This is a genomic window from Shewanella sp. 125m-7 (assembly GCF_052977045.1).
Genome location: NZ_JBRILQ010000003.1, coordinates 1 through 19,562, shown reverse-complemented (window position 1 = coordinate 19,562; position 19,562 = coordinate 1). Strand labels below are relative to the sequence as shown.

Genomic DNA, 19,562 nt, shown 5'->3' with positions numbered 1-19,562 from the left:
ATTATCACGTCACATTAAAAAGCGAATATCGCTGAGTATGACCCGCAAAGGACATTATGGAATTAGAAGAGATCTACCGCCAGGATCTAAGCCTATTGATAGCGCTGCAAATTCTGGTTGAAGAGCGCAGTGTCACCCAAGCAGCCAAACGCTTACATCTAAGTCAGTCGGCCACCAGCCGTATTCTGTCGCGCCTAAGAGAGATGCTCGACGATCCGCTATTTTCACGTGTCGGACAGCAATTAGTGCCCACTTCTTTTGCGCTTGAATGTTACCAGCAGCTACGTCAGCCAACCGGGCAACTCATAGAACTGCTGACTCCAAAAGCTTTTGTGCCCGAGGAGTGCCAGCAACAATTTTCAATCGCGGTGACAGATTACGCCATGCAGGCGTTAGTACCATTTATCCTGCCCGATATTTACCGAAAAGCACCACAGATCAGGTTAGAGATCGTGCCTGTACAACAAAAAGAGCTACAGGCACAGCTCAGTGTTAAAGGGGCTGACATGGCAATTTGTCGCGCCATTGGTCAAACTGGGAATCTGCAGCACACCTTTCTCGGGAAGGTCGGCGTCAGTTGTTTACTGTCTCCCAATCACCCACTGGCTAATAGCGATATCAGCTTAGAAGATTATCTGCATTATCCCCATGCCACGATTGCGATTAGCGACGGCGTAAAAGCCCTGCTCGATGAAGCCATTAGCCAATATCCTGCGCGTAAGGAGCTGCTTAGAACGCCACATTTAGATAGCGCTTTGGCGCTGCAATCAATCAACCCACTAATCATTACGTTACCTGAAGGCATGGCTGCGATTGCCGCCGAGCGTCATCGACTAAAAGTAAAGCCGCTGCCGTTTAAACTACAAAGCTTAGACTACAACCTATTTTGGCATTCTCGCTGCGAGCAAGATAAGGCACAGAAGTGGTTAAGAGATGAAATTATTAAGGCCACTCAACGCCTTTTATCCCAGACGCCACAAAATCTATAACGGTTTACAGATATAGCAAAAACAACAAGGCCGCTCATTACGTAATGAGCGGCCTTTATAGCAAACTTAAAGCGTTTACTAAGCCAATACTTCTTCCAACGCTTTCAAACACAACGCCACGTTTTCACGGCGTGCACCATAGCCCATCAAACCGATACGCCAAGCTTTACCCGCTAACGCACCAAGACCAGCACCAATCTCAAGATTGTAGTTTTCTAATAACTGCTTTCTAACCTTGGCATCATCAATATCTTGTGGAATATACACCGCATTTAATTGCGGTAAACGCTGCTCTTCTGCCACCACAAATTTAAGCCCTAAACGCTGTAGTCCGTGACGCAGCACTTGGTGCATATCGGCATGGCGCTGCCATGCAAGCTCAAGCCCTTCAACTGACAATAAGCGTAGCGATTCATGTAGCGCATAAAGCGCATTAACCGGGGCGGTATGGTGGTAGCTTCGCTTACCATCGCTAGACGCATCCCAATAACCCATTACCAAGGTTTGATCTAAAAACCAGCTTTGTACTGGTGTCTTACGTGCTTTTAACTTAGCCACTGCCGCAGGTGAAAATGACACCGGCGATAATCCAGGCACACAAGATAAGCACTTCTGAGAGCCTGAATAAATAGCATCTATGCCCCATTCATCAACAAGTAGCTCCACGCCGCCTAAAGAGGTAACCGCATCGACAATTGATAAGCAATTATGTTGTTTTGCCAGTGCGCATAAGGCTTTAGCATCTGATAATGCGCCCGTTGAAGTCTCAGCATGGACAAAGGCTAAGAACTTAGCATCAGGATTGGCCGCCAATGCACTGGCTACTTGGTCGGTATCAACCGCCTCACCCCACTCATTATCAACCACGACGGCCACGCCGCCAACGCGCTCAACATTCTGGCGCATACGATCGCCAAACACACCGTTGCGACAAACTATCACTTTCTCGCCGGGCTCAACCAGATTAACAAAGCACGTTTCCATGCCAGCGCTACCTGGCGCAGAGACAGCTAGAGTCATCTCATTTTCAGTCTGAAAAGCATATTGAATAAGCGCTTTAAGCTCATCCATCATCTCGACAAATAGCGGGTCTAAGTGGCCGATTGTTGGCTTAGATTGAGCAGCGAGCACCTCAGGATATACATCTGAAGGTCCAGGCCCCATCAAGGTTCGACGTGGCGGACTAAAAGGCTCGATAAAAGGTGCAGGTAACATGATATTTCCTCTAAAACTAGGCGCATTGATAAGGTTAAGGTTTGACTGCTGCCATGCTGCTATAACGACAAATATCGCCAAGCCCCTACGTGTTAGTCAGTCTTTAGTGAAATATTATTATTGTGGTTTTATCTCATACCATTATGTAATAGCAATCGGTATGCGTCAGTATAAAAAACCGACGCGAGCCATACTACAAAAAAAGCCCAGAAAATATCAAGTCGATAGCTGATAAAGATTGTATCGACTTGAGTCAAAAAAATAAGGATAGGCTCAAGATAGCTTAATAAAAAAGGCAGCATAGAAACGCTATGCTGCCTTTACTGCCTACTTATTACGGACGTATGTCGCTAACTTCCGTTACAGATTAAGTTCTACTGGCTGCGGTTATCTAAAAACAGCTGATAAGCCGGGCTATCAGTCTCTTCCTGATAGACAAAACCTAACTCTGTTAAGAACTGTTGAAAAGCCAAAGCATCACTTTCTGGCACTTCAAAGCCCGCTAACACACGACCATAAGCGGCGCCATGGTTACGATAATGAAATAAGCTGATATTCCACTTACTCTGCAAGGTAGTTAAAAACTTAAACAGGGCGCCTGGATGCTCAGGGAACTCAAAGCTAAACAAACGCTCTTCTAACGGCTCTGGTGGATGCCCCCCCACCATATAACGCACATGCAGCTTGGCGGTTTCGTCTTGCGACAAGTCTTTGACTTCAAAGCCTTCAGACTCAAGATTAGCGATAATTTCATCCAGTTCAGTTTGCCCTTGAGTCAGACGAATGCCGGCAAACACCACAGCTTTATCACGACTGCTAAAACGGTAGTTAAACTCGGTCATGGCTCGCTTGCCTAGCAGCTCACAAAAACGCAGGAACACACCGGGTCGTTCAGGCACTTTAACGGCCAAAATCGCCTCTTTCTGCTCGCCGAGTTCACAGCGCTCAGACACATAACGTAGACTATGAAAATTGACGTTAGCGCCACTTAAAATCGCGCCCACTTTCTCGCCCTTACCTGTGCTACCCATGTACTTTTTCAGCCCAGCAAGCGACAGTGCCCCCGACGGCTCGGCAATCGCGCGCGTATCTTCGAAGATATCTTTCACCGCGGCGCAGATCTCATCTGAGCTCACGGTGATCACATCATCGACATACTCTCGAGCTAATCTAAACGGCTCGGCGCCAATTTGTTTAACCGCCACACCATCAGCAAATAGGCCAACTTGAGGTAATATTACCCGCTCATCAGCCTCAAGTGCCGCTTTTAAACAGGCTGAATCTTCTGGCTCAACGCCGATAATTTTCACCTGTGGCATCACCGCCTTGTAGTAAGCGGCAACCCCTGCAATCAGGCCACCACCGCCAACAGGCACAAACACCACCTCAAGATCGCGCTGCTGCTGCAACATCTCTTGTGCCACCGTGCCTTGACCAGCGATAACTGCTTCATCATCAAAAGGCGCGACATAGACTCGCCCCTCATTCTTCGCCAAGTCCTGTGCATAAGCATTGGCCTGATCGAATGCTTGACCATGGAGCACCACCTCACCGCCTAAACGCCTAACCGCATCCACCTTAATATCGGGCGTTGTTTCTGGCATCACGATAACCGCGCTTATTCCACGTGCGGCCGCCGACATCGCCACGCCTTGAGCATGGTTACCCGCAGAGGCACACACCACGCCACGCTCGCACTCATCTTTAGTTAACTCGGCAATCTTATTGTAAGCACCGCGAAGCTTAAAAGAGTGCACCGGCTGCAGATCTTCACGCTTTAAAAAAACCTGACATCCCAGACGCGCCGATAGCTTATTTAAGCTCGATAGGGGGGTGACTTTTGCCACATCATAAACCGATGACAGCAAAATTTTCTGCAAATAATAATGGGCTAAATCCAGTTGCGATTGTGATGCTAGAGCCAACATAAACGACCTCTTCTCTTAATCCAGTGAAATTGATTACACCAATTTACTGGTATCGCGCACCGCGCCCTTATCGGCGCTGGTTGCGAGTAATGCATAGGCTTTAAGCGCCATCGATACTTGCCTTACACGGCCAAGTGGCTTCCACGCATCCGCGCCTAATGCTTCCATTGCTGTACGGCGCGCAGCGAGTTCTACATCACTTATTGCCAGCTTGATTGAGCGAGCAGGAATATCAATCTCAATGCGATCGCCTGTTTGTACTAGAGCAATAGTGCCACCAGCTGCCGCTTCGGGAGAGACATGGCCGATAGATAAACCCGAAGTGCCACCCGAGAAACGGCCGTCGGTGATCAGCGCACATTGAGTGCCTAAGCCGCGTGATTTTAAGTAACTGGTTGGATAGAGCATCTCTTGCATGCCGGGGCCGCCTTTAGGGCCTTCGTAACGGATCACCACTACATCACCCGCAACCACTTCACCACCTAAGATCCCGGCAACCGCGTCATCTTGACTCTCGTAAACCCGAGCACTACCGATAAAGGTATGGTTTTCAACTTCAACACCCGCGGTCTTAACAATACAACCATCAAGGGCGACGTTGCCCGCTAATACGGCGAGGCCACCTTCTTGGCTAAAGGCAAACTCACGACTACGAATACAGCCTTCTTTGCGGTCATCATCCACACTGTCCCAGCGGCAATCTTGACTAAAGGCTTTTGTGGTTGGAATGCCTGCAGGGCCCGCCGAAAAGAACTTACGTACTGCGGCGTCATCACTTTGAGCAATATCATATTTAGCCAATACCGCCGCAAGGTTTTCGCCAGCAACATGGTAGGCGTCATTATGTAATAAACCCGCTCGGTCAAGCTCACCCAAAATACCCATTACCCCGCCCGCGCGGTGTACATCTTCCATATGGTATTTAGGCGTTGCCGGAGCCACTTTACAAAGATGGGGCACTAGGCGAGACAAACGGTCGATATCCGCCATGGTAAAATCGACTTCAGCTTCATGCGCCGCCGCCAATAAATGCAGTACGGTATTGCTTGAGCCACCCATGGCGATATCAAGCGTCATGGCATTTTCAAATGCGTTAAAGTTCGCTATGTTGCGCGGCAGTGCCGACTCATCATCATGCTTATAATAACGAGTCGCTAAATCCATAATACGGCGACCCGCCTCAAGGAATAGCTCGCGGCGATCGGCATGGGTAGCAAGCATTGAACCATTGCCTGGCAATGACAAGCCTAGCGCTTCGGTTAGGCAGTTCATTGAGTTAGCGGTAAACATGCCCGAGCATGAGCCACACGTTGGACACGCGCTGCGCTCAATCTGTTCACTATCAGCATCCGATACGCGAGAGTCAGCACCAGCAACCATGGCATCGACCAGATCCAACTTAATTATCTTGTCAGACAATTTAGTTTTACCCGCTTCCATCGGTCCGCCAGAGACAAATATCACCGGGATATTCAGTCTGAGTGATGCCATCAGCATGCCAGGGGTGATCTTGTCACAGTTTGAGATACACACTAATGCGTCGGCGCAGTGAGCATTAACCATATACTCCACGCTATCGGCGATCAGCTCACGCGAAGGCAAGCTGTACAGCATGCCGCCGTGCCCCATCGCAATACCGTCATCGACTGCGATGGTATTAAATTCTTTAGCAATGCCGCCCGCTTCCTCAATTGCGCCCGCAACCAAGGAGCCCATATCTTTTAGGTGCACATGGCCGGGTACAAACTGAGTAAATGAGTTAGAGATAGCGATAATCGGCTTACCGAAGTCGTTATCTTTAACACCCGTTGCGCGCCATAATGCACGTGCGCCCGCCATATTACGGCCTTCGGTACTGGTTGCTGAACGTAGTTTTGGCATTACTTTATCCTTTTTTAAAGAAGGGTTGAGGTCCTAGGTCCTAGGCCCTAAAAAATCTGTCTCACCTTCAATTTTCTAATTCGTTAACCTGAGATATCGTTCTCAGCTTTTGTGTTTCGTCTAAGCTTTTCCGGCTCTTTACCGTCTTGGCTTGTCCGGCCTTTCCGAACGCGGTTCATCTTAGCTTATGCTTTCCTAGGACCTTTCTTGGCTTTTCCTAGCACCTAGGTTCTAGGTTCTGCTTTTCCATTTTCCATTTTCCATTTTCCGTCAGTGAGCCTGCGAACGTTCCGCTATCCGTCAGCGCAGCGTTCGTCTTAGCCTGTGCTTTCCTAGGACCTTTCTTAGCTTTTCCTAGCACCTAGGGCCTGCTTTTAACCTTCTAAAGTCTCCAACCAACCCCATTTATCTTCGGTTTCCCCGCTGAATAAGCCAAAGAAGCTCTGCTGGATCTCTTTAGTGATCTCGCCGCGCTTGCCACTGCCGACTTCGATGCGATCGACACTACGTACAGGAACAATTTCGGCCGCTGTGCCTGTCATAAAGATCTCATCGGCAAGATAGAGAAACTCGCGTGACATCTGCTCTTCAACCACTTGATAACCTTTATCTCGTGCAAGAGTAATAATGCTGTCCCGAGTCAGTCCCATCAGAATAGCGGCTGTTGCCGGTGGTGTGTAGATCTTGTTCTTTTTAATGACAAAAATATTCGCCCCGGCCGCTTCACTGACTAAACCGTTTGTATCGAGCGCTATGCCTTCATCAAAACCGTTGCGTTTAGCCTCAGTAGAGATCTGTAGCGAAGAAAGATAATTCCCGCCCGCTTTGGCTCCAGTTGGAATGGTGTTAGGCGCTAAACGGTTCCAAGAGGTCACGGCTACATCCACCCCCGCATCCATGCTGTCTTCACCTAAATACGCACCCCACGGAAATGCGGCTACTAACAAGTCGCACTGAGCATCAGTAGGTGGCGTGATCCCCATACCGACATCGCCATAAAAGGCCAAGGGGCGGATGTATGCACTTTTTAAACCATTGCCCAATGTAGCGTCTCGACATGCCTGCATGACATCATCGAAGCTATAGGGAATAGGCATACGGTAAATCTTGGCAGAATCAAATAGACGCTGAACATGCTCTGTTAAACGAAACCCTGCAGGCCCCCGCTGAGTATCGTAAACACGAATGCCTTCAAATACTGACGTGCCATAGTGCAGCGCGTGAGACATGACATGAACCTTAGCATCACCCCAAGGCATCATTGCACCATTGAACCAAATTAACTCTGCTGTTTTAGCGGCCATATTCTCACCCTTTATCTTGTGCAAATGCTTCTGCGGTGTTGCTTACCAGCACTTGGCAATCAATCACATCAATAAGCTTATTTAGTTGGTTGGTTAGCAAACCGATTTCGCGCTCACTTTCCACCAGCATGTCGATGCTGGCACTGTTATTACTATTGAGCTGCATGCTGAGGTTAGCGACTTTAAATCCGCGATGGCGAGCTACGCGTAGCACGCGCTCTAACACTTCTGGTCTTTGCTGCACGTTTAACGCTAATGAGTAGTTGTTCATATTTAGGCTCTCCATCTGGCTTTATCGCTCATGCTTTAATGCTCATGCTTTAATGCTCATGCTTTAATACTAATTGTGTGTCAAAATCGCCGTGTCTTGCTGTTAAGTTTGCTTATCCATCTCTTCCATCATGTCTTGGTTTGACGCCCCTGGCGGTACTAACGGCCATACGTTATGGGCATCATCTATCGATACGTGCAGTAAAAAAGGGCCTTCACTATTGAGCAGTTCATCGAGCCCAGCTTCAACTTCACAGGTTTTGGTAATGTTACGTCCCGGGATATCGAATGCCGACGCCATCTTGACGAAATCGGGGTTATCAGACAGATCGGTTTCACTGTAACGCTCTTCAAAAAACAGCTGCTGCCACTGCTTAACCATGCCAAGCTTTTGGTTATCAACAAGTAAGATTTTAACCGGTAGACGCTTACGCTTGATGGTGGTCAGCTCTTGTACATTCATCATAAAAGAACCATCACCCGAAACCGCAACCACCATAGCGTCGGGGCGGGCAACTTTAGCGCCAATCGCTGCAGGTAAGCCAAAGCCCATAGTGCCAAGGCCTGCACTTGATAGGTGATCTTCGGGGCGATTAAAGAACATATGCTGCGCTACCCACATCTGATGCTGGCCTACATCACAGGACACCACACTGTCTTGTGGCAACTTTTGCGCTAGGCGATTGAGCATGGCAGGCGCGTAAATAAGCTCACCCGGGCGGTCATAACGCCATTGGTGCTTATGCTTCATCTGTGCAACCTTGGCTTGCCATGGGGCAAACTGCTCACCTAGGTTTTGAGTTAGCGCTGGCAGGATTTGGCGCAAATCACCCGCGATGGCCACTTCAGGTAGACGTAGTTTGCCAAGCTCAGCGGCGTCGATATCCAGATGGATCACCTTGGCATTTTCAGCAAAGCTGGCTAAGCGCCCAGTCACTCTATCGTCAAAACGAGCGCCAACCACAATCAATAAATCACACTCTTGCACCGCTAAATTAGCCGCTTTAGAACCGTGCATACCCAGCATGCCCAAATAACCTGATGTATTTGGATTAATAGCGCCTAACCCCTTTAGGGTGGCAACCGATGGAATACCGGTCACTTTGATAAAATCACGTAACTGCTCAACCGCGCTGGCCATACCTACGCCGCCACCCACATACAACATCGGCTGACGAGCTTGCTCAATCAGCAGGTTTGCCTCATTAAGCTGTTCGGCGGTGTGCTCAGGCTCAACGCTAACCGCTTGCAATGGCGCCTTATATTCAAGCATGGCAATTTGCACATCTTTAGGGATATCAACTAATACGGGGCCAGGGCGACCAGAAGCAGCAATTTCAAACGCTTTGTACAGAGTAGGAACAAGCTCATCGACATGGGTCACCATAAAGCTGTGCTTAGTGCACGACAGTGACATACCTAGCACGTCAATCTCTTGAAAGGCATCAGTGCCGATTACGCTAGTAGATACTTGGCCGGTGATAGCAACAACAGGAACTGAATCTAATAAGGCATCAGCCAATGAGGTCACAAGGTTGGTTGCGCCGGGGCCCGATGTAGCAAAACAAACTCCAGTTTTACCGCTTGCTCTAGCGTAACCTACCGCTGCAAATGCTGCGCCTTGCTCATGACGACTAAGAAGATGCTCTACCGAGCTACCATAGAGCGCATCGTAGATAGGCATAATCGCCCCACCAGGATAGCCAAACACAGTGGTAACGCCGTGTGCTGCAATCGCCTTTATGACGGCATCTGCGCCTCGTATCATCTGCCCCGATTCCATTTGACTATGATCCATCTGCTTGTGCTCCATCGGCCCTTGTTCCATATATCAGCGCTCCACTACAATTAACTTTTTATTAAGGACTTAGATAGAAGCTTTACCTTACCTAAGCCCTTAAACGAAAAAACCCCCGTTCCTTGCGGAGCGGGGGTTTTTGCAATCTTAAACCTAGGTTAGGTGTGTCGATTCAATATGCGCAGCCCCCACTGTGATTTAATAATCACGACGGTAATAATCACAATAATCAGCTGGGCAGCTTGTTTAAACATATTCGACTGGGTTCCTAATCTGGGACTTTGCTTAAATTCGGTGTCGTCTAAAAATCGACTATTAAGAAATACCACAAAGCCTATAAAAAACACAATAAAAACTTGTTAACATCAAAATTTATCATCTTGTGCAAGCGGTCTAGTCCGCCAACCTCAGTAGACATTTGATGCTCTGCCTGACTTAATTACTGTCACTAAGTTGTTAATCGTTAATGATTTGTCGATATAACTTTTTATCTGAAATTCCGTTTAAGACACCGAGAGTCTGCACAAATCGATGCGTAGACTCTTGGTTAGAAAGCGATTAGCTTTCTTCTACAATGCGCTTCATTTCAGTCATGTAACCGCGAAGCTCAGCGCCGATATCTTCAACTGCAGTGCCGCGAATAGCCGCATTAACTTCGATGAGTCGCTGGTTATCAACGCCGTTGCTGCTGTCTTGTAAACCGCCACCCAAGTACTCAGCAGACATGCTTGCAACATAGTCTTTTAGTAGTGGTAATGCCGCATGGTTAAATAGGTAACAACCGTACTCAGCCGTATCTGAAATCACTACGTTCATCTCATACAAACGCTTACGTGCAATCGTGTTGGCGATAAGTGGCGTTTCATGTAGAGACTCGTAATAAGCCGACTCTTCAACGATACCAGCCGCAACCATGGTATCAAATGCGAGTTCTACACCCGCTTTGATCATAGCGACCAAGAAGATACCTTTATCGAAATAAGCCTGCTCGTCGATATGCTCGTCACACGTCGGTGCATTCTCAAAGCCAGTGTCGTTAGTTTCGCTGCGCCACTTAAGTAGGTTGGCATCATCGTTAGCCCAGTCGGCCATCATAGTTTTAGAAAATTCACCGCCGATGATGTCGTCCATATGCTTTTCAAACAATGGCTTAAGAATAACCTTTAACTCTTCGGCCATATCAAAGGCTTTGATTTTAGCTGGGTTTGATAGTCGGTCCATCATGTTAGTGATGCCACCATGCTTCAGCGCTTCAGTGGTGGTTTCCCAGCCTTGCTGAATAAGCTTGGCCGCGTAACCAGGCTCAATGCCGTCGGCAACCATCTTTTCATAACCTAAGATGGCGCCCGTTTGTAGCATGCCGCAAAGAATGGTTTGCTCACCCATCAAATCAGACTTAACTTCAGCGATGAAAGAGGAGTGTAGAACGCCGGCGCGATCGCCACCGGTTGCACTTGCGTAAGCCTTCGCAGTATCAAAACCTTCACCCTTAGGATCGTTTTCTGGGTGAACTGCAATCAGTGTTGGTACACCAAAGCCACGCTTGTATTCTTCACGTACTTCAGTACCAGGGCACTTAGGTGCAACCATGATGACGGTAATATCTGAACGAACCTGCATTCCCTCTTCAACGATGTTGAAACCGTGAGAATAAGATAAGGTTGCGCCCTGCTTCATCAACGGCATAACCGTGTTAACGGCGTTAGTGTGCTGCTTATCTGGCGTTAGGTTTAACACCAAATCCGCATCAGGAATCAGCTCTTCGATAGTACCGACACGGAAACCGTTGCCCGTCGCTTTTTGGTAAGACTCACGCTTCTCGCTAATCGCTTGCTCACGTAATGCAAAAGAGATGTTTAGACCAGAGTCACGCATATTCAAGCCTTGGTTAAGACCTTGAGCCCCACAACCAAGAATGACGATGTTCCAACCCTGAATAAAGTTACAGCCTTCGCTAAACTCACTACGATCCATAAAGCGGCATTGTGCCAGCTGCTGTAATTGTTGACGCAAATTCAGAGAGTTAAAATAGTTAGCCATCTGATATACCACCTTGATTCTGGATAGTTAAACGGGCTGACTCAATAGCGAGTCACGCTGTGATTGAATTCACTATAGCGCAAGCATCTTATTGCTTAAAATGATATATTCGAAACATCACGTTGCGTTTTGTGCAATATGACTAGGGTCATCATTGTTAATATAAACCTGAGCAATACCCACCAAGTAAATTGGACTATCGGAGAGATCACTTTGGATATTCGTACTATCAAGCTCTATCTACATCTCGCCAATAGTTTGCACTTTGCTAGAACCGCCCAAGCGATGCATGTAAGCCCATCGACCTTAAGCCGTGCGATGCAAAGGTTAGAAGAGGAGGTCGGCGCGCAGCTGTTTCAACGCGATAACCGTAGTGTGACGCTCACCAATGCTGGAGTGGAATATCGACACTTTGCCGAGTTAACCTTAGATCAGTGGGCAAAGCTTAAAATTAAAATAGATCCTAAGCAGGATATCCTCAGAGGTAAACTCAATCTATATTGCTCGGTAACGGCCGCTTATAGTCACCTGCCGGGATTACTCGATCGGTTTAGACGTGAGCACCCACAAGTTGAGATAGCCCTTACCACAGGAGATGCTGCCAATGCGGTTAATGAGGTGCGCAACAACCGCGCCGATATCGCCATCGCCGCCCTGCCCGATCCGTTTCCCGAAAACCTGCACTTTGCCAAGATAGACGATGTGCCGCTGTCGATTATCGCACCGACCTTTAGGTGCCAAGTACAAAAACTATTAACCGAATCTTATATCCCTTGGGACAGGCTGCCCTTTATCGTGCCAGAACATGGGCCTGGTCGAAAACGTATCGATAACTGGTTTAAGTCATTGGGGTTAATTCCCAATATCTATGCTCAGGTATCGGGGCAAGAGGCGATCGCCTCTATGGTGGCGCTCGGCTGTGGCGTGAGTATTACGCCAGAGGTGGTGATCAACAATAGCCCAGTCAGAGACCGCATTCAGTTACTGACCTCGCCTATTGATATTCCGCCCTTTGAGCTAGGCTGCTGTTGTAAGAGTAAGCGGCTCGATGAACCGGTAATAGCAGCCTTTCTGCAAGCGATATAACCGAGTACGCCATTGATATTAGAGTCATACGCCATCCATATCTGCTCATATTGAATTAGGTTGCTGTTGTAAGAGTAAACGCTTACAACAGCCACTGATTAAGTCATGTAGGCAAGTTAAGCCCAAACCTGATTCAAAACAAAAAACTAAGGCTCCAACACAAACGGGGTTCTTTGCGTTAACAGCCAAAAACCACGAAGCGCTCACTTCGTTTGCTACACAGAGGACACGAAGAAAAGCAAAAGCTCGGCATTGCTCTTCTCCGTGCTCTTCGTGTTCTCCGTGGTTCATTCTTGTCTTTCGAAGTCTGTAATGGTTATCAAATTTTCTCTGAGTAACGGCATTAAGTGATCGGCATTGCCACTTATTGAGGCTTTCCTGCGAGCGATATATGCTTTAAAAAGAAAGCTGTTCGCTACTCACACTTTTTGTATGGGCCTGTACGCCATCAATAATTAAGTTACGCAGCCAGCTATGGCTCGGGTCGAGGTTAAAGTGTTTATGCCAAACTAACACATAGGCACCGGGCTCAACATGCACAGGCACATCGAGGCAGACCAAGTCATAATTAACCATCATCTGCTGGATATATTTTCGCGGCGCACACAAGATCAGATCGCTGTTTTCGCATAAATCCATTGCGCAATTAAAGTCGGTCATATTGACCGCTATATCACGCTGCAAGTGATCTAAACGTAATACGTCATCGAGCAGCCAATGCTCCAAACCACCAAAAGCTACCTGCAGATGACGGTATTTGAGAAAAGTCTCTAAGTTCCATGGCTCTTTTAGCGCAGGGTGATCGCGTCTTAACAAACACACTGGGTAGTCACGAATAAGCTCTGCCGCGCCTAACTCCTCCGGCAAGTTATTCATATGCAGCAAAGAACGTTTATCCCACTCACGGCAGATAATGCCCATATCAATTTCACAGCGTAATAACTGTTCCATACTAGAATGCGACCAAGTATGGCCATTAATGCTCACCTGCGGCGCTTGTTTTAGCAGCTTTGGCATAAAATAGGGGTAAGTCAGTGAGTAAGCTGTTTCGACGATATGCATACGAAAACGACGCTGACTCTCGGCGGGTTCAAAGGTGCTAGGACGAGTAAATTGATCCAGTTTTTGCAGCACGCTCCGTAGCTCTGGCGCTAATTGCAGTGCCCGAGGCGTGGCCTTTAAGCCATAAGCTGTTCGCTCAAATAATTGATCATCAAAAGTTTCACGTAGCTTACTCAACTGCTTACTGACCGCAGATTGACTCAAGTGTAGCCGTGAGGCCGCCGCAGTCACACTCTGCTCTTCGAGCAGCACTTCTAACACTCTGAGTAAATTGAAGTCCAGCTGTTTCACAATCAACCTTCTAGGGATAGCCTAAGTTATATCTCACTATAATAAAGAGTTTGCAAATTTACGCTATGGGTATTCATTCGAATAAAAGCGAGACTTGCCAACTATCACCAATCAATATAATGGCTGTCGGTATAAGCATGGAGCCAGCTCGGAGTTATCTGGAAGGGAAGAAGATTCAAACAAACTGTTATGTCGCTTTTGTATTTGTATTTGTATTTGTATTTGTCAAAATTGGAGCCACAAGCCTATAAATACCCAATGCCGTGCATCTAACATCAGCCACTCGGTGGCTGCCGTCTGCTATTACGGCATTTAAATTTACAAATGCCGTAATAGCAGACTGGACCAACAAGGCTACATATTGAAGTTTCGAATGGTATCGGATAATTCAGTGGTGCTGTTTTCAACTTCTTGGTTGAGTGTATTGGTGACGGTAATAAGATCATAAGATTCTGACACCTTACAATTCACCATCTGTACATTGGTGTTCACTTCATTACACACGTAGACCTGCTCTTCAATCGCCACGGCAATCTGCTGGTTACGCTCAACAATGCCCTCTATAAGTTCCTCTAACTCACCAATTTTGGCCAGTGATGTATTGATAATACTCACTGTTTTACTCGACTTGTCATTACCGATTTCTAGAGACTTAACCGCAACTTGGCTATTATCTTGGATCTGTTCGATCGCAGTTTGAATTTCTGTTGTTGCCACCTGAGTCCGCTGCGCCAAGGTACGCACCTCATCTGATACCACAGCAAAACCACGGCCTGAATCGCCCGCTCGGGCCGCTTCAATCGCGGCATTTAATGCTAATAAATTGGTCTGTTCAGCAATGCTATTAATCACATCGATTACTGAACTTATCTGTTGAGTCTGCTTATCGAGTGATACAACAGTATTTGATATCGAAGCCAGCTCTTCGACCAGCTCCAACATCGACTTATTCACCTGATTAATACAATCCAAGTTATCCGACATGGTGCTCTGAGTCTTCATCGTGGCTTCGGCTGTGCCCTGTGCATTCTGGGAAATTTCAGTCGAGGCTGCTTGCATCTCATTCACCGCAGTGGCGACCATTTCAATCTCTGTTTTCTGCGTATTCAAGTGCTCTGTCACTTTATGATTATTCTGTGTCGCTAATTTTGCATTATCTGAGGTTTTGTCGCAGGCCTCCATTACAGAGATATTGACTCGACCAATGAGTGCCTTAACATGCTGCTGGCGCATTTTCATTGCTAACTCAATCTCAGAAAAATCATTAACCTTACCGGTATAAATCAATTCCATAAGCGGGTTGTTAAAATCTTTACGCGCTTCCTTGGCGAGTCGTTCTAGGGGGCGAGTTAATAAGTAGCTGGTTAATGTTGCGAGTACAAAGAATGCAGCAATGGTCAGTTCGGTACTTTGGGTGAACATAGCAACGGCGTATGCAATAAGCGCGGCAATCACATAACAAAAAGCGCTGCGCTGCCAAAGCCTTGTTCGCAAACCCATGCTTAAACGAAATGGTTTTTTATCATTTGATAATTGCTTATATATCGACTCTGCTCTGGTGACATGAATTCGCTCAGGTTTAAAGCGAACCGATTGTAACTCAACAATTTCGCCATTATTTTTTATCGGTGAAGCAAATGCATCCACCCAGTAATAACCGCCACCTTTTCGACGGTTCTTCACCATTCCCATCCAGTGCTTGCCTGATTGAAGATGGCCCCATAAGTCTTTAAATGCTGCTTTAGGCATATCTGGATGACGAACCACGTTATGAGGTAACCCGTTAAGCTCATTAGGTTCAAAACCCGCAACTTCAGCAAAATGAGGACTGGCGTATTTGATATGACTAGAAGGCGTGGTAATGGAAATTAAATTGTAATTAGCGGGATACTGGTACTCTTCATCCATAATATAATCCTTTATGTAATGGCCTAAAAACTCTCCGCTTCAGTGTAGTACTTATATTTACATTAGATAAAACAAATATGTTTATTTATTTTCAGTTGCATTATTGGGGGCTATTTTGTGCACGCTGGCAGGCTTATGATAACAAGCGGCAAAGTTCTTGAAAGCAAGCTTCTTGAAGAAGAGACAGCACAGCGAATAACGCGTTTTAGGTCAATATATTCAGCCCTTTTCTCCTCGCAAAAGCAGATACAAAAATGCCCTCCATAGAAGGAGGGCATTTTCATCGGCTAATCTAGTATCAAATCTACACTAGCCTACAGGACTCTTTTCACTAAGTGTTTTCAAAGGACAGTTTGTTAACTTCCGTTGCAAACATAATCCGAGGCAAGAAAACGATTAGTCGTTATCTGCTTCAATTTCACGTGCGATGTTTTGACCGTTAATCACCACACCTTCAACTTCGATGCGTTGCTGGTTAATCGTGTCTAGCTTAATACCATCTTCAAATACTGTTTTAGCATCAACGAAGACTGTCATGCCGTTAATCACAAAGCTCTGAGTACTAGAATCAAACACAGAAGCTTGACCTTCTTGTTCAAACTCTTTCCAGTTACCAGTGTTATCGTTACCCGTTGAGCTATCATCATCGAACTCAACTTCAGTTGCCACTTGCTGCGTGCCTTGCTTAACAGAGGTGACTTCAACTAAAGCACCTTGTACCAGCTTTGACTTTGGACCATCTTCAAACTTAGTTTGAGCATTAACAACAAAGCGACCTTGATAGTTAAGTTCAAACGCAGTTTGCTGTGCGTCAACCCAAGTCACGATACCTTCAACTTCAGTGTCGTTAGCGAGTTCGCTATAATCTTCAACTTCAACGCTAGTCGCATTAAACTCGCCATTACCTAGAGAGCCTTCAACTTCAACCCACTGGCCATTAGCTAGTGTCGCATTGTCTTCGATTTGTGCACCGGTATAAACAACTGTGATACCAGCACCAAGTTTAAAGGTTTCATTATTCACATCTAAGCTAGATAAACGACCTTCCACTTCATAGTGGTTTACTAGGTCATCGTTTTCAAACTTAACGACTGAAAGCACTTTGTAACCGGCATCAGCTGTTGGTAATGACGACACCATTACCCAGTCACCCACTTGAATTTCGTTAGATAACTTATAAGTCAACGTCATACCGTTAACAGCAAATGTACCCGCAGCAGGGTCGATTGCTGTCACTTTACCAGTAATAGTTGGCTCAAGACTTACTTGAACAGCAGCCGCTTTTTGTGCGCCGCCAATCTGCACCATCATGTTAGGCTGCAAATTGTTAATATTTAGTTTAACGTCACCGTAAGATACGCCAGCAACATCATAGCTATAACCGTTTACAACAACTTTGTTTTGCGCTGCATCGACTGTATCAATCGTGCCTTTAACCGCTGTCGGAGCTGTCGGTACAGTAGGTATGCTACCACCACCATTACCGTTATCACCGCTATTGTCAGAAGAACTATCGCTTCCACCACCACAAGCAGTTAAAATCAGAGCAATTGTTGAAACTAAAGCTATTTTCTTCATCTAAATACCCTTATTTTGTAAGATGATTATCAAATATGGCCGTATGTTAAAACTTGAACCGTGAAGCGATCGTGAAGAAAAGAAAAATAATTTATGAAAGTGCTAATTGTTGATGACAGCCATAACCTAAGTGAAACCATCGCCGACTACTTGGAACTTGAGGGCATGGTGATTGACTGTGCCTATCACGGTGAAGCGGCAATCAATTTACTCTCTGAAAATAGTTACGATGTGATTATTATGGATATCATGATGCCAAAACTTGATGGCATCAGCGCAGTGCGCAAACTACGCGAAGACCTGTATTGCAACACGCCCATTTTATTTTTAACCGCCAAAGACAGTCTTGAGGATAAAATCGCCGCATTTAAAGCCGGTGGAGATGACTACCTGCTTAAACCTTTTGCCATGGAGGAGCTCAGCCTGCGCCTGCATGCCCTGAGTAACCGCGGCCCAAGGCAAGATATCGGCACACTGTCATTTGCTGATATCAATATTAACACCCAAACTAATATGGTTACCCGCGCAGAACTGCCCATTAAACTGAGTCGTATTCAGCTGAAGATATTAAAAGTGCTGATCAAACGCGCGCCGAGTGTTGTTAGCCGCCAAGATGTCAGCGATGCGGTTTGGGGAGATGAATCACCACCGAGTGATGCACTGCGTAGCCATATTTACGGTCTAAGAACAGCCCTTAATAAAGGCTTCGAACAATCACGATTAGAGACAATACATGGACAAGGTTACCGCCTTAAAGCATAAGCAGTTCCCTAGCATCTACCGAAAGATCCGTTGGAGTTTCGGTTTGATGACCTTTACCATGTTCAGCTTGTTTTGGTCGGTGATTTACATCGCTGAGAATCAAATTGAAATTATCAGCTTACACCACTGGTTAGATACTGAAGCCTCACGCTATAGTCGTAACTATCAAGCTCACGGCGAACAAGCAACGCTACCCAGTGATACCGAGTTCACAACCTATTGGAGTGAAAAGTCGATTCCTGAGTGGCTAAAAGCCTACCAAAAACCTGGCTTTTATGAACACCAACTGGGAAAGGAAGATAAACACTTTATTGTTAAGCCCCACCCGTCAAACAAGGGGTTAATGTACATACTGTTTCAAGATGACGCCGATGACTACCTTGATGACTATGAAGAACATCTACACGAATACATCATATTTCTTGGTCTGATAATCGGATTGTTTATGACTGTGTATAGCCTGTACTTTATTCGTACGCTGTCAAAACCGTTGACCATTATTGAACGAAAGATCAGCCAGATGTCACCCGACGATCCGCCTTTTGGTGTTGACACCAAATTTGTCGAAACCCGTAATATCGAGCAGACGCTGTTAGATAGTCGCAATGATATCAACGGCTTCTTTCAGCGTGAAAAAGAGTTCAGCCACTTTGCCTCCCATGAGCTAAGAACCCCGATTACGGTGATAAAAGGCTCAGCTGAGTTGTTGGCAAAAATCCCCGACCAGCACCCGCTAGCGGTCAATGCAGTTAAGCGGCTACAGCGAGCCAGTGACGAGATGCAGGTGCTCACCGAAACCTTTTTATTATTGGGTAAGGAGTCGATTAGCCAACGCTATTTTGCAGATGTCAGTCTAGAGGCTGCACTAGGTAACCAGCTCAGCGAAATGAAAGAGCTCTTCGCTAGGCAAGACACCCATTATAGCCTAAGCGTGAATGATCCAAAGTTAATACATTCACCGCAAAGCTTTATCGCTATCGTGCTTAACAATGTCATCAAGAATGCCTTTAGCTACAGCGTTGGCGATATCAAGATTGTACTCACTGGACATACGCTGACGATCACCAATCGTCATGACGGTAACGAAACTTACAATGCTGGTTATGGTGTTGGTTTGGTGATTGTCGAGCGCATCTGTGAACGCATGGGGTGGAGTTATCAGCCTCAAGATAACGGGGTTGAGTTTTGCACCACTTTGGTGTTTTCTGCCAAAGGGGATGCCCTTTAGCTATTCCCTTTTTTTGGTGGTTGGTTTGACGCTGTGGTTGAAACTGTTGCACCGTTTAAAGCTAAAGCTGTGAACCTATCGCCTCATAGCCATTTGAGGCGTCAAACTAAATTTTGTTATTCGTGGTTCCAATGGCCTGCGGCCAGCGTATGTACAGAGGTTAAGGGTTCCATTGGCGTGAAACTAACGCAGGCTTTAAATCTACATCGATGAACCTTTGAT

The 19,562-nt window shown here is 46.4% G+C and carries 14 protein-coding genes; 4 read left to right on the top strand and 10 right to left on the bottom strand.

What is annotated here, in order from left to right; genetic code table 11:
• Window positions 1-56: 56 nt before the first annotated feature.
• Window positions 57-989 (top strand): LysR family transcriptional regulator, encoded by a 933-nt coding sequence (locus tag ACVBIL_RS01865; protein WP_447165292.1) that lies wholly within the window; start codon window positions 57-59, stop codon window positions 987-989.
• Window positions 990-1,067: 78 nt separating this feature from the next.
• Here ACVBIL_RS01865 and ACVBIL_RS01860 read toward each other — a convergent pair whose 3' ends face one another.
• From ACVBIL_RS01860 to ilvC, 7 genes are all read right to left on the bottom strand, one after another.
• Window positions 1,068-2,204: a pyridoxal-phosphate-dependent aminotransferase family protein gene (locus ACVBIL_RS01860; RefSeq protein ID WP_447165291.1), complete on the bottom strand. Its 1,137-nt coding sequence runs from the start codon at window positions 2,202-2,204 to the stop codon at window positions 1,068-1,070.
• A 374-nt stretch (window positions 2,205-2,578) separates the two neighbouring features.
• Complete coding sequence (ilvA, locus tag ACVBIL_RS01855) at window positions 2,579-4,132, bottom strand: threonine ammonia-lyase, biosynthetic (RefSeq protein WP_447165290.1); 1,554 nt, start codon at window positions 4,130-4,132, stop codon at window positions 2,579-2,581.
• Between the two features lie 33 nt (window positions 4,133-4,165).
• A complete protein-coding gene (ilvD, locus tag ACVBIL_RS01850; RefSeq protein ID WP_447165289.1) occupies window positions 4,166-6,013 on the bottom strand; it encodes a dihydroxy-acid dehydratase in 1,848 nt (615 codons plus the stop codon).
• 374 nt (window positions 6,014-6,387) lie between these two features.
• Window positions 6,388-7,317, bottom strand: coding sequence for a branched-chain amino acid transaminase (locus ACVBIL_RS01845; protein ID WP_447165288.1), 930 nt, complete (start codon window positions 7,315-7,317; stop codon window positions 6,388-6,390).
• Between the two features lie 4 nt (window positions 7,318-7,321).
• Complete coding sequence (ilvM, locus tag ACVBIL_RS01840; RefSeq protein ID WP_447165287.1) at window positions 7,322-7,588, bottom strand: acetolactate synthase 2 small subunit; 267 nt, start codon at window positions 7,586-7,588, stop codon at window positions 7,322-7,324.
• Window positions 7,589-7,690: 102 nt separating this feature from the next.
• A complete protein-coding gene (gene ilvG / locus ACVBIL_RS01835) occupies window positions 7,691-9,370 on the bottom strand; it encodes an acetolactate synthase 2 catalytic subunit (protein WP_447165434.1) in 1,680 nt (559 codons plus the stop codon).
• Between the two features lie 573 nt (window positions 9,371-9,943).
• Window positions 9,944-11,425 (bottom strand): ketol-acid reductoisomerase, encoded by a 1,482-nt coding sequence (gene ilvC, locus ACVBIL_RS01830; protein WP_447165286.1) that lies wholly within the window; start codon window positions 11,423-11,425, stop codon window positions 9,944-9,946.
• A 213-nt stretch (window positions 11,426-11,638) separates the two neighbouring features.
• Here ilvC and ilvY point away from each other — a divergent pair, with 213 nt between their 5' ends.
• Window positions 11,639-12,511, top strand: coding sequence for an HTH-type transcriptional activator IlvY (ilvY, locus tag ACVBIL_RS01825; protein WP_447165285.1), 873 nt, complete (start codon window positions 11,639-11,641; stop codon window positions 12,509-12,511).
• Between the two features lie 396 nt (window positions 12,512-12,907).
• Here ilvY and ACVBIL_RS01820 read toward each other — a convergent pair whose 3' ends face one another.
• The 3 genes from ACVBIL_RS01820 to ACVBIL_RS01810 all read right to left on the bottom strand — a co-directional run bounded on the left by ACVBIL_RS01820 (window position 12,908) and on the right by ACVBIL_RS01810 (window position 17,350).
• Window positions 12,908-13,867 carry a LysR family transcriptional regulator gene (locus tag ACVBIL_RS01820; protein ID WP_447165433.1) on the bottom strand — a complete coding sequence of 320 codons (960 nt, stop codon included), beginning with the start codon at window positions 13,865-13,867 and terminating at the stop codon, window positions 12,908-12,910.
• A gap of 351 nt (window positions 13,868-14,218) precedes the next feature.
• Window positions 14,219-15,772, bottom strand: coding sequence for a methyl-accepting chemotaxis protein (locus tag ACVBIL_RS01815; protein WP_447165284.1), 1,554 nt, complete (start codon window positions 15,770-15,772; stop codon window positions 14,219-14,221).
• 396 nt (window positions 15,773-16,168) lie between these two features.
• Window positions 16,169-17,350: a DUF5666 domain-containing protein gene (locus ACVBIL_RS01810; protein WP_447165283.1), complete on the bottom strand. Its 1,182-nt coding sequence runs from the start codon at window positions 17,348-17,350 to the stop codon at window positions 16,169-16,171.
• 93 nt (window positions 17,351-17,443) lie between these two features.
• Between ACVBIL_RS01810 and ACVBIL_RS01805 the strand changes: the two genes are divergently transcribed.
• Together ACVBIL_RS01805 and ACVBIL_RS01800 are read left to right on the top strand one after the other, a co-directional pair.
• The gene (locus tag ACVBIL_RS01805; RefSeq protein ID WP_447165282.1) at window positions 17,444-18,112 is read left to right on the top strand and encodes a response regulator transcription factor; all 669 of its coding nucleotides are present in this window, start codon (window positions 17,444-17,446) and stop codon (window positions 18,110-18,112) included.
• Entirely contained in the window at window positions 18,084-19,340 is a 1,257-nt protein-coding gene (locus ACVBIL_RS01800; protein WP_447165281.1) for a sensor histidine kinase, read from the top strand. The genes ACVBIL_RS01805 and ACVBIL_RS01800 overlap by 29 nt, the downstream gene beginning before the upstream one ends.
• The last annotated feature ends 222 nt before the right edge of the window (window positions 19,341-19,562 follow it).

Excerpts from the sequence above, each read along its gene's own strand:
- ACVBIL_RS01865 (WP_447165292.1), top strand. The coding sequence starts at position 57 with ATGGAATTAGAAGAGATCTACCGCCAGGATCTAAGCCTATTGATAGCG.
- ACVBIL_RS01860 (WP_447165291.1), bottom strand. The coding sequence starts at position 2,204 with ATGTTACCTGCACCTTTTATCGAGCCTTTTAGTCCGCCACGTCGAACC.
- ilvA (WP_447165290.1), bottom strand. The coding sequence starts at position 4,132 with ATGTTGGCTCTAGCATCACAATCGCAACTGGATTTAGCCCATTATTAT.
- ilvD (WP_447165289.1), bottom strand. The coding sequence starts at position 6,013 with ATGCCAAAACTACGTTCAGCAACCAGTACCGAAGGCCGTAATATGGCG.
- ACVBIL_RS01845 (WP_447165288.1), bottom strand. The coding sequence starts at position 7,317 with ATGGCCGCTAAAACAGCAGAGTTAATTTGGTTCAATGGTGCAATGATG.
- ilvM (WP_447165287.1), bottom strand. The coding sequence starts at position 7,588 with ATGAACAACTACTCATTAGCGTTAAACGTGCAGCAAAGACCAGAAGTG.
- ilvG (WP_447165434.1), bottom strand. The coding sequence starts at position 9,370 with ATGGAATCGGGGCAGATGATACGAGGCGCAGATGCCGTCATAAAGGCG.
- ilvC (WP_447165286.1), bottom strand. The coding sequence starts at position 11,425 with ATGGCTAACTATTTTAACTCTCTGAATTTGCGTCAACAATTACAGCAG.
- ACVBIL_RS01815 (WP_447165284.1), bottom strand. The coding sequence starts at position 15,772 with ATGGATGAAGAGTACCAGTATCCCGCTAATTACAATTTAATTTCCATT.
- ACVBIL_RS01810 (WP_447165283.1), bottom strand. The coding sequence starts at position 17,350 with ATGAAGAAAATAGCTTTAGTTTCAACAATTGCTCTGATTTTAACTGCT.
- ACVBIL_RS01805 (WP_447165282.1), top strand. The coding sequence starts at position 17,444 with ATGAAAGTGCTAATTGTTGATGACAGCCATAACCTAAGTGAAACCATC.
- ACVBIL_RS01800 (WP_447165281.1), top strand. The coding sequence starts at position 18,084 with ATGGACAAGGTTACCGCCTTAAAGCATAAGCAGTTCCCTAGCATCTAC.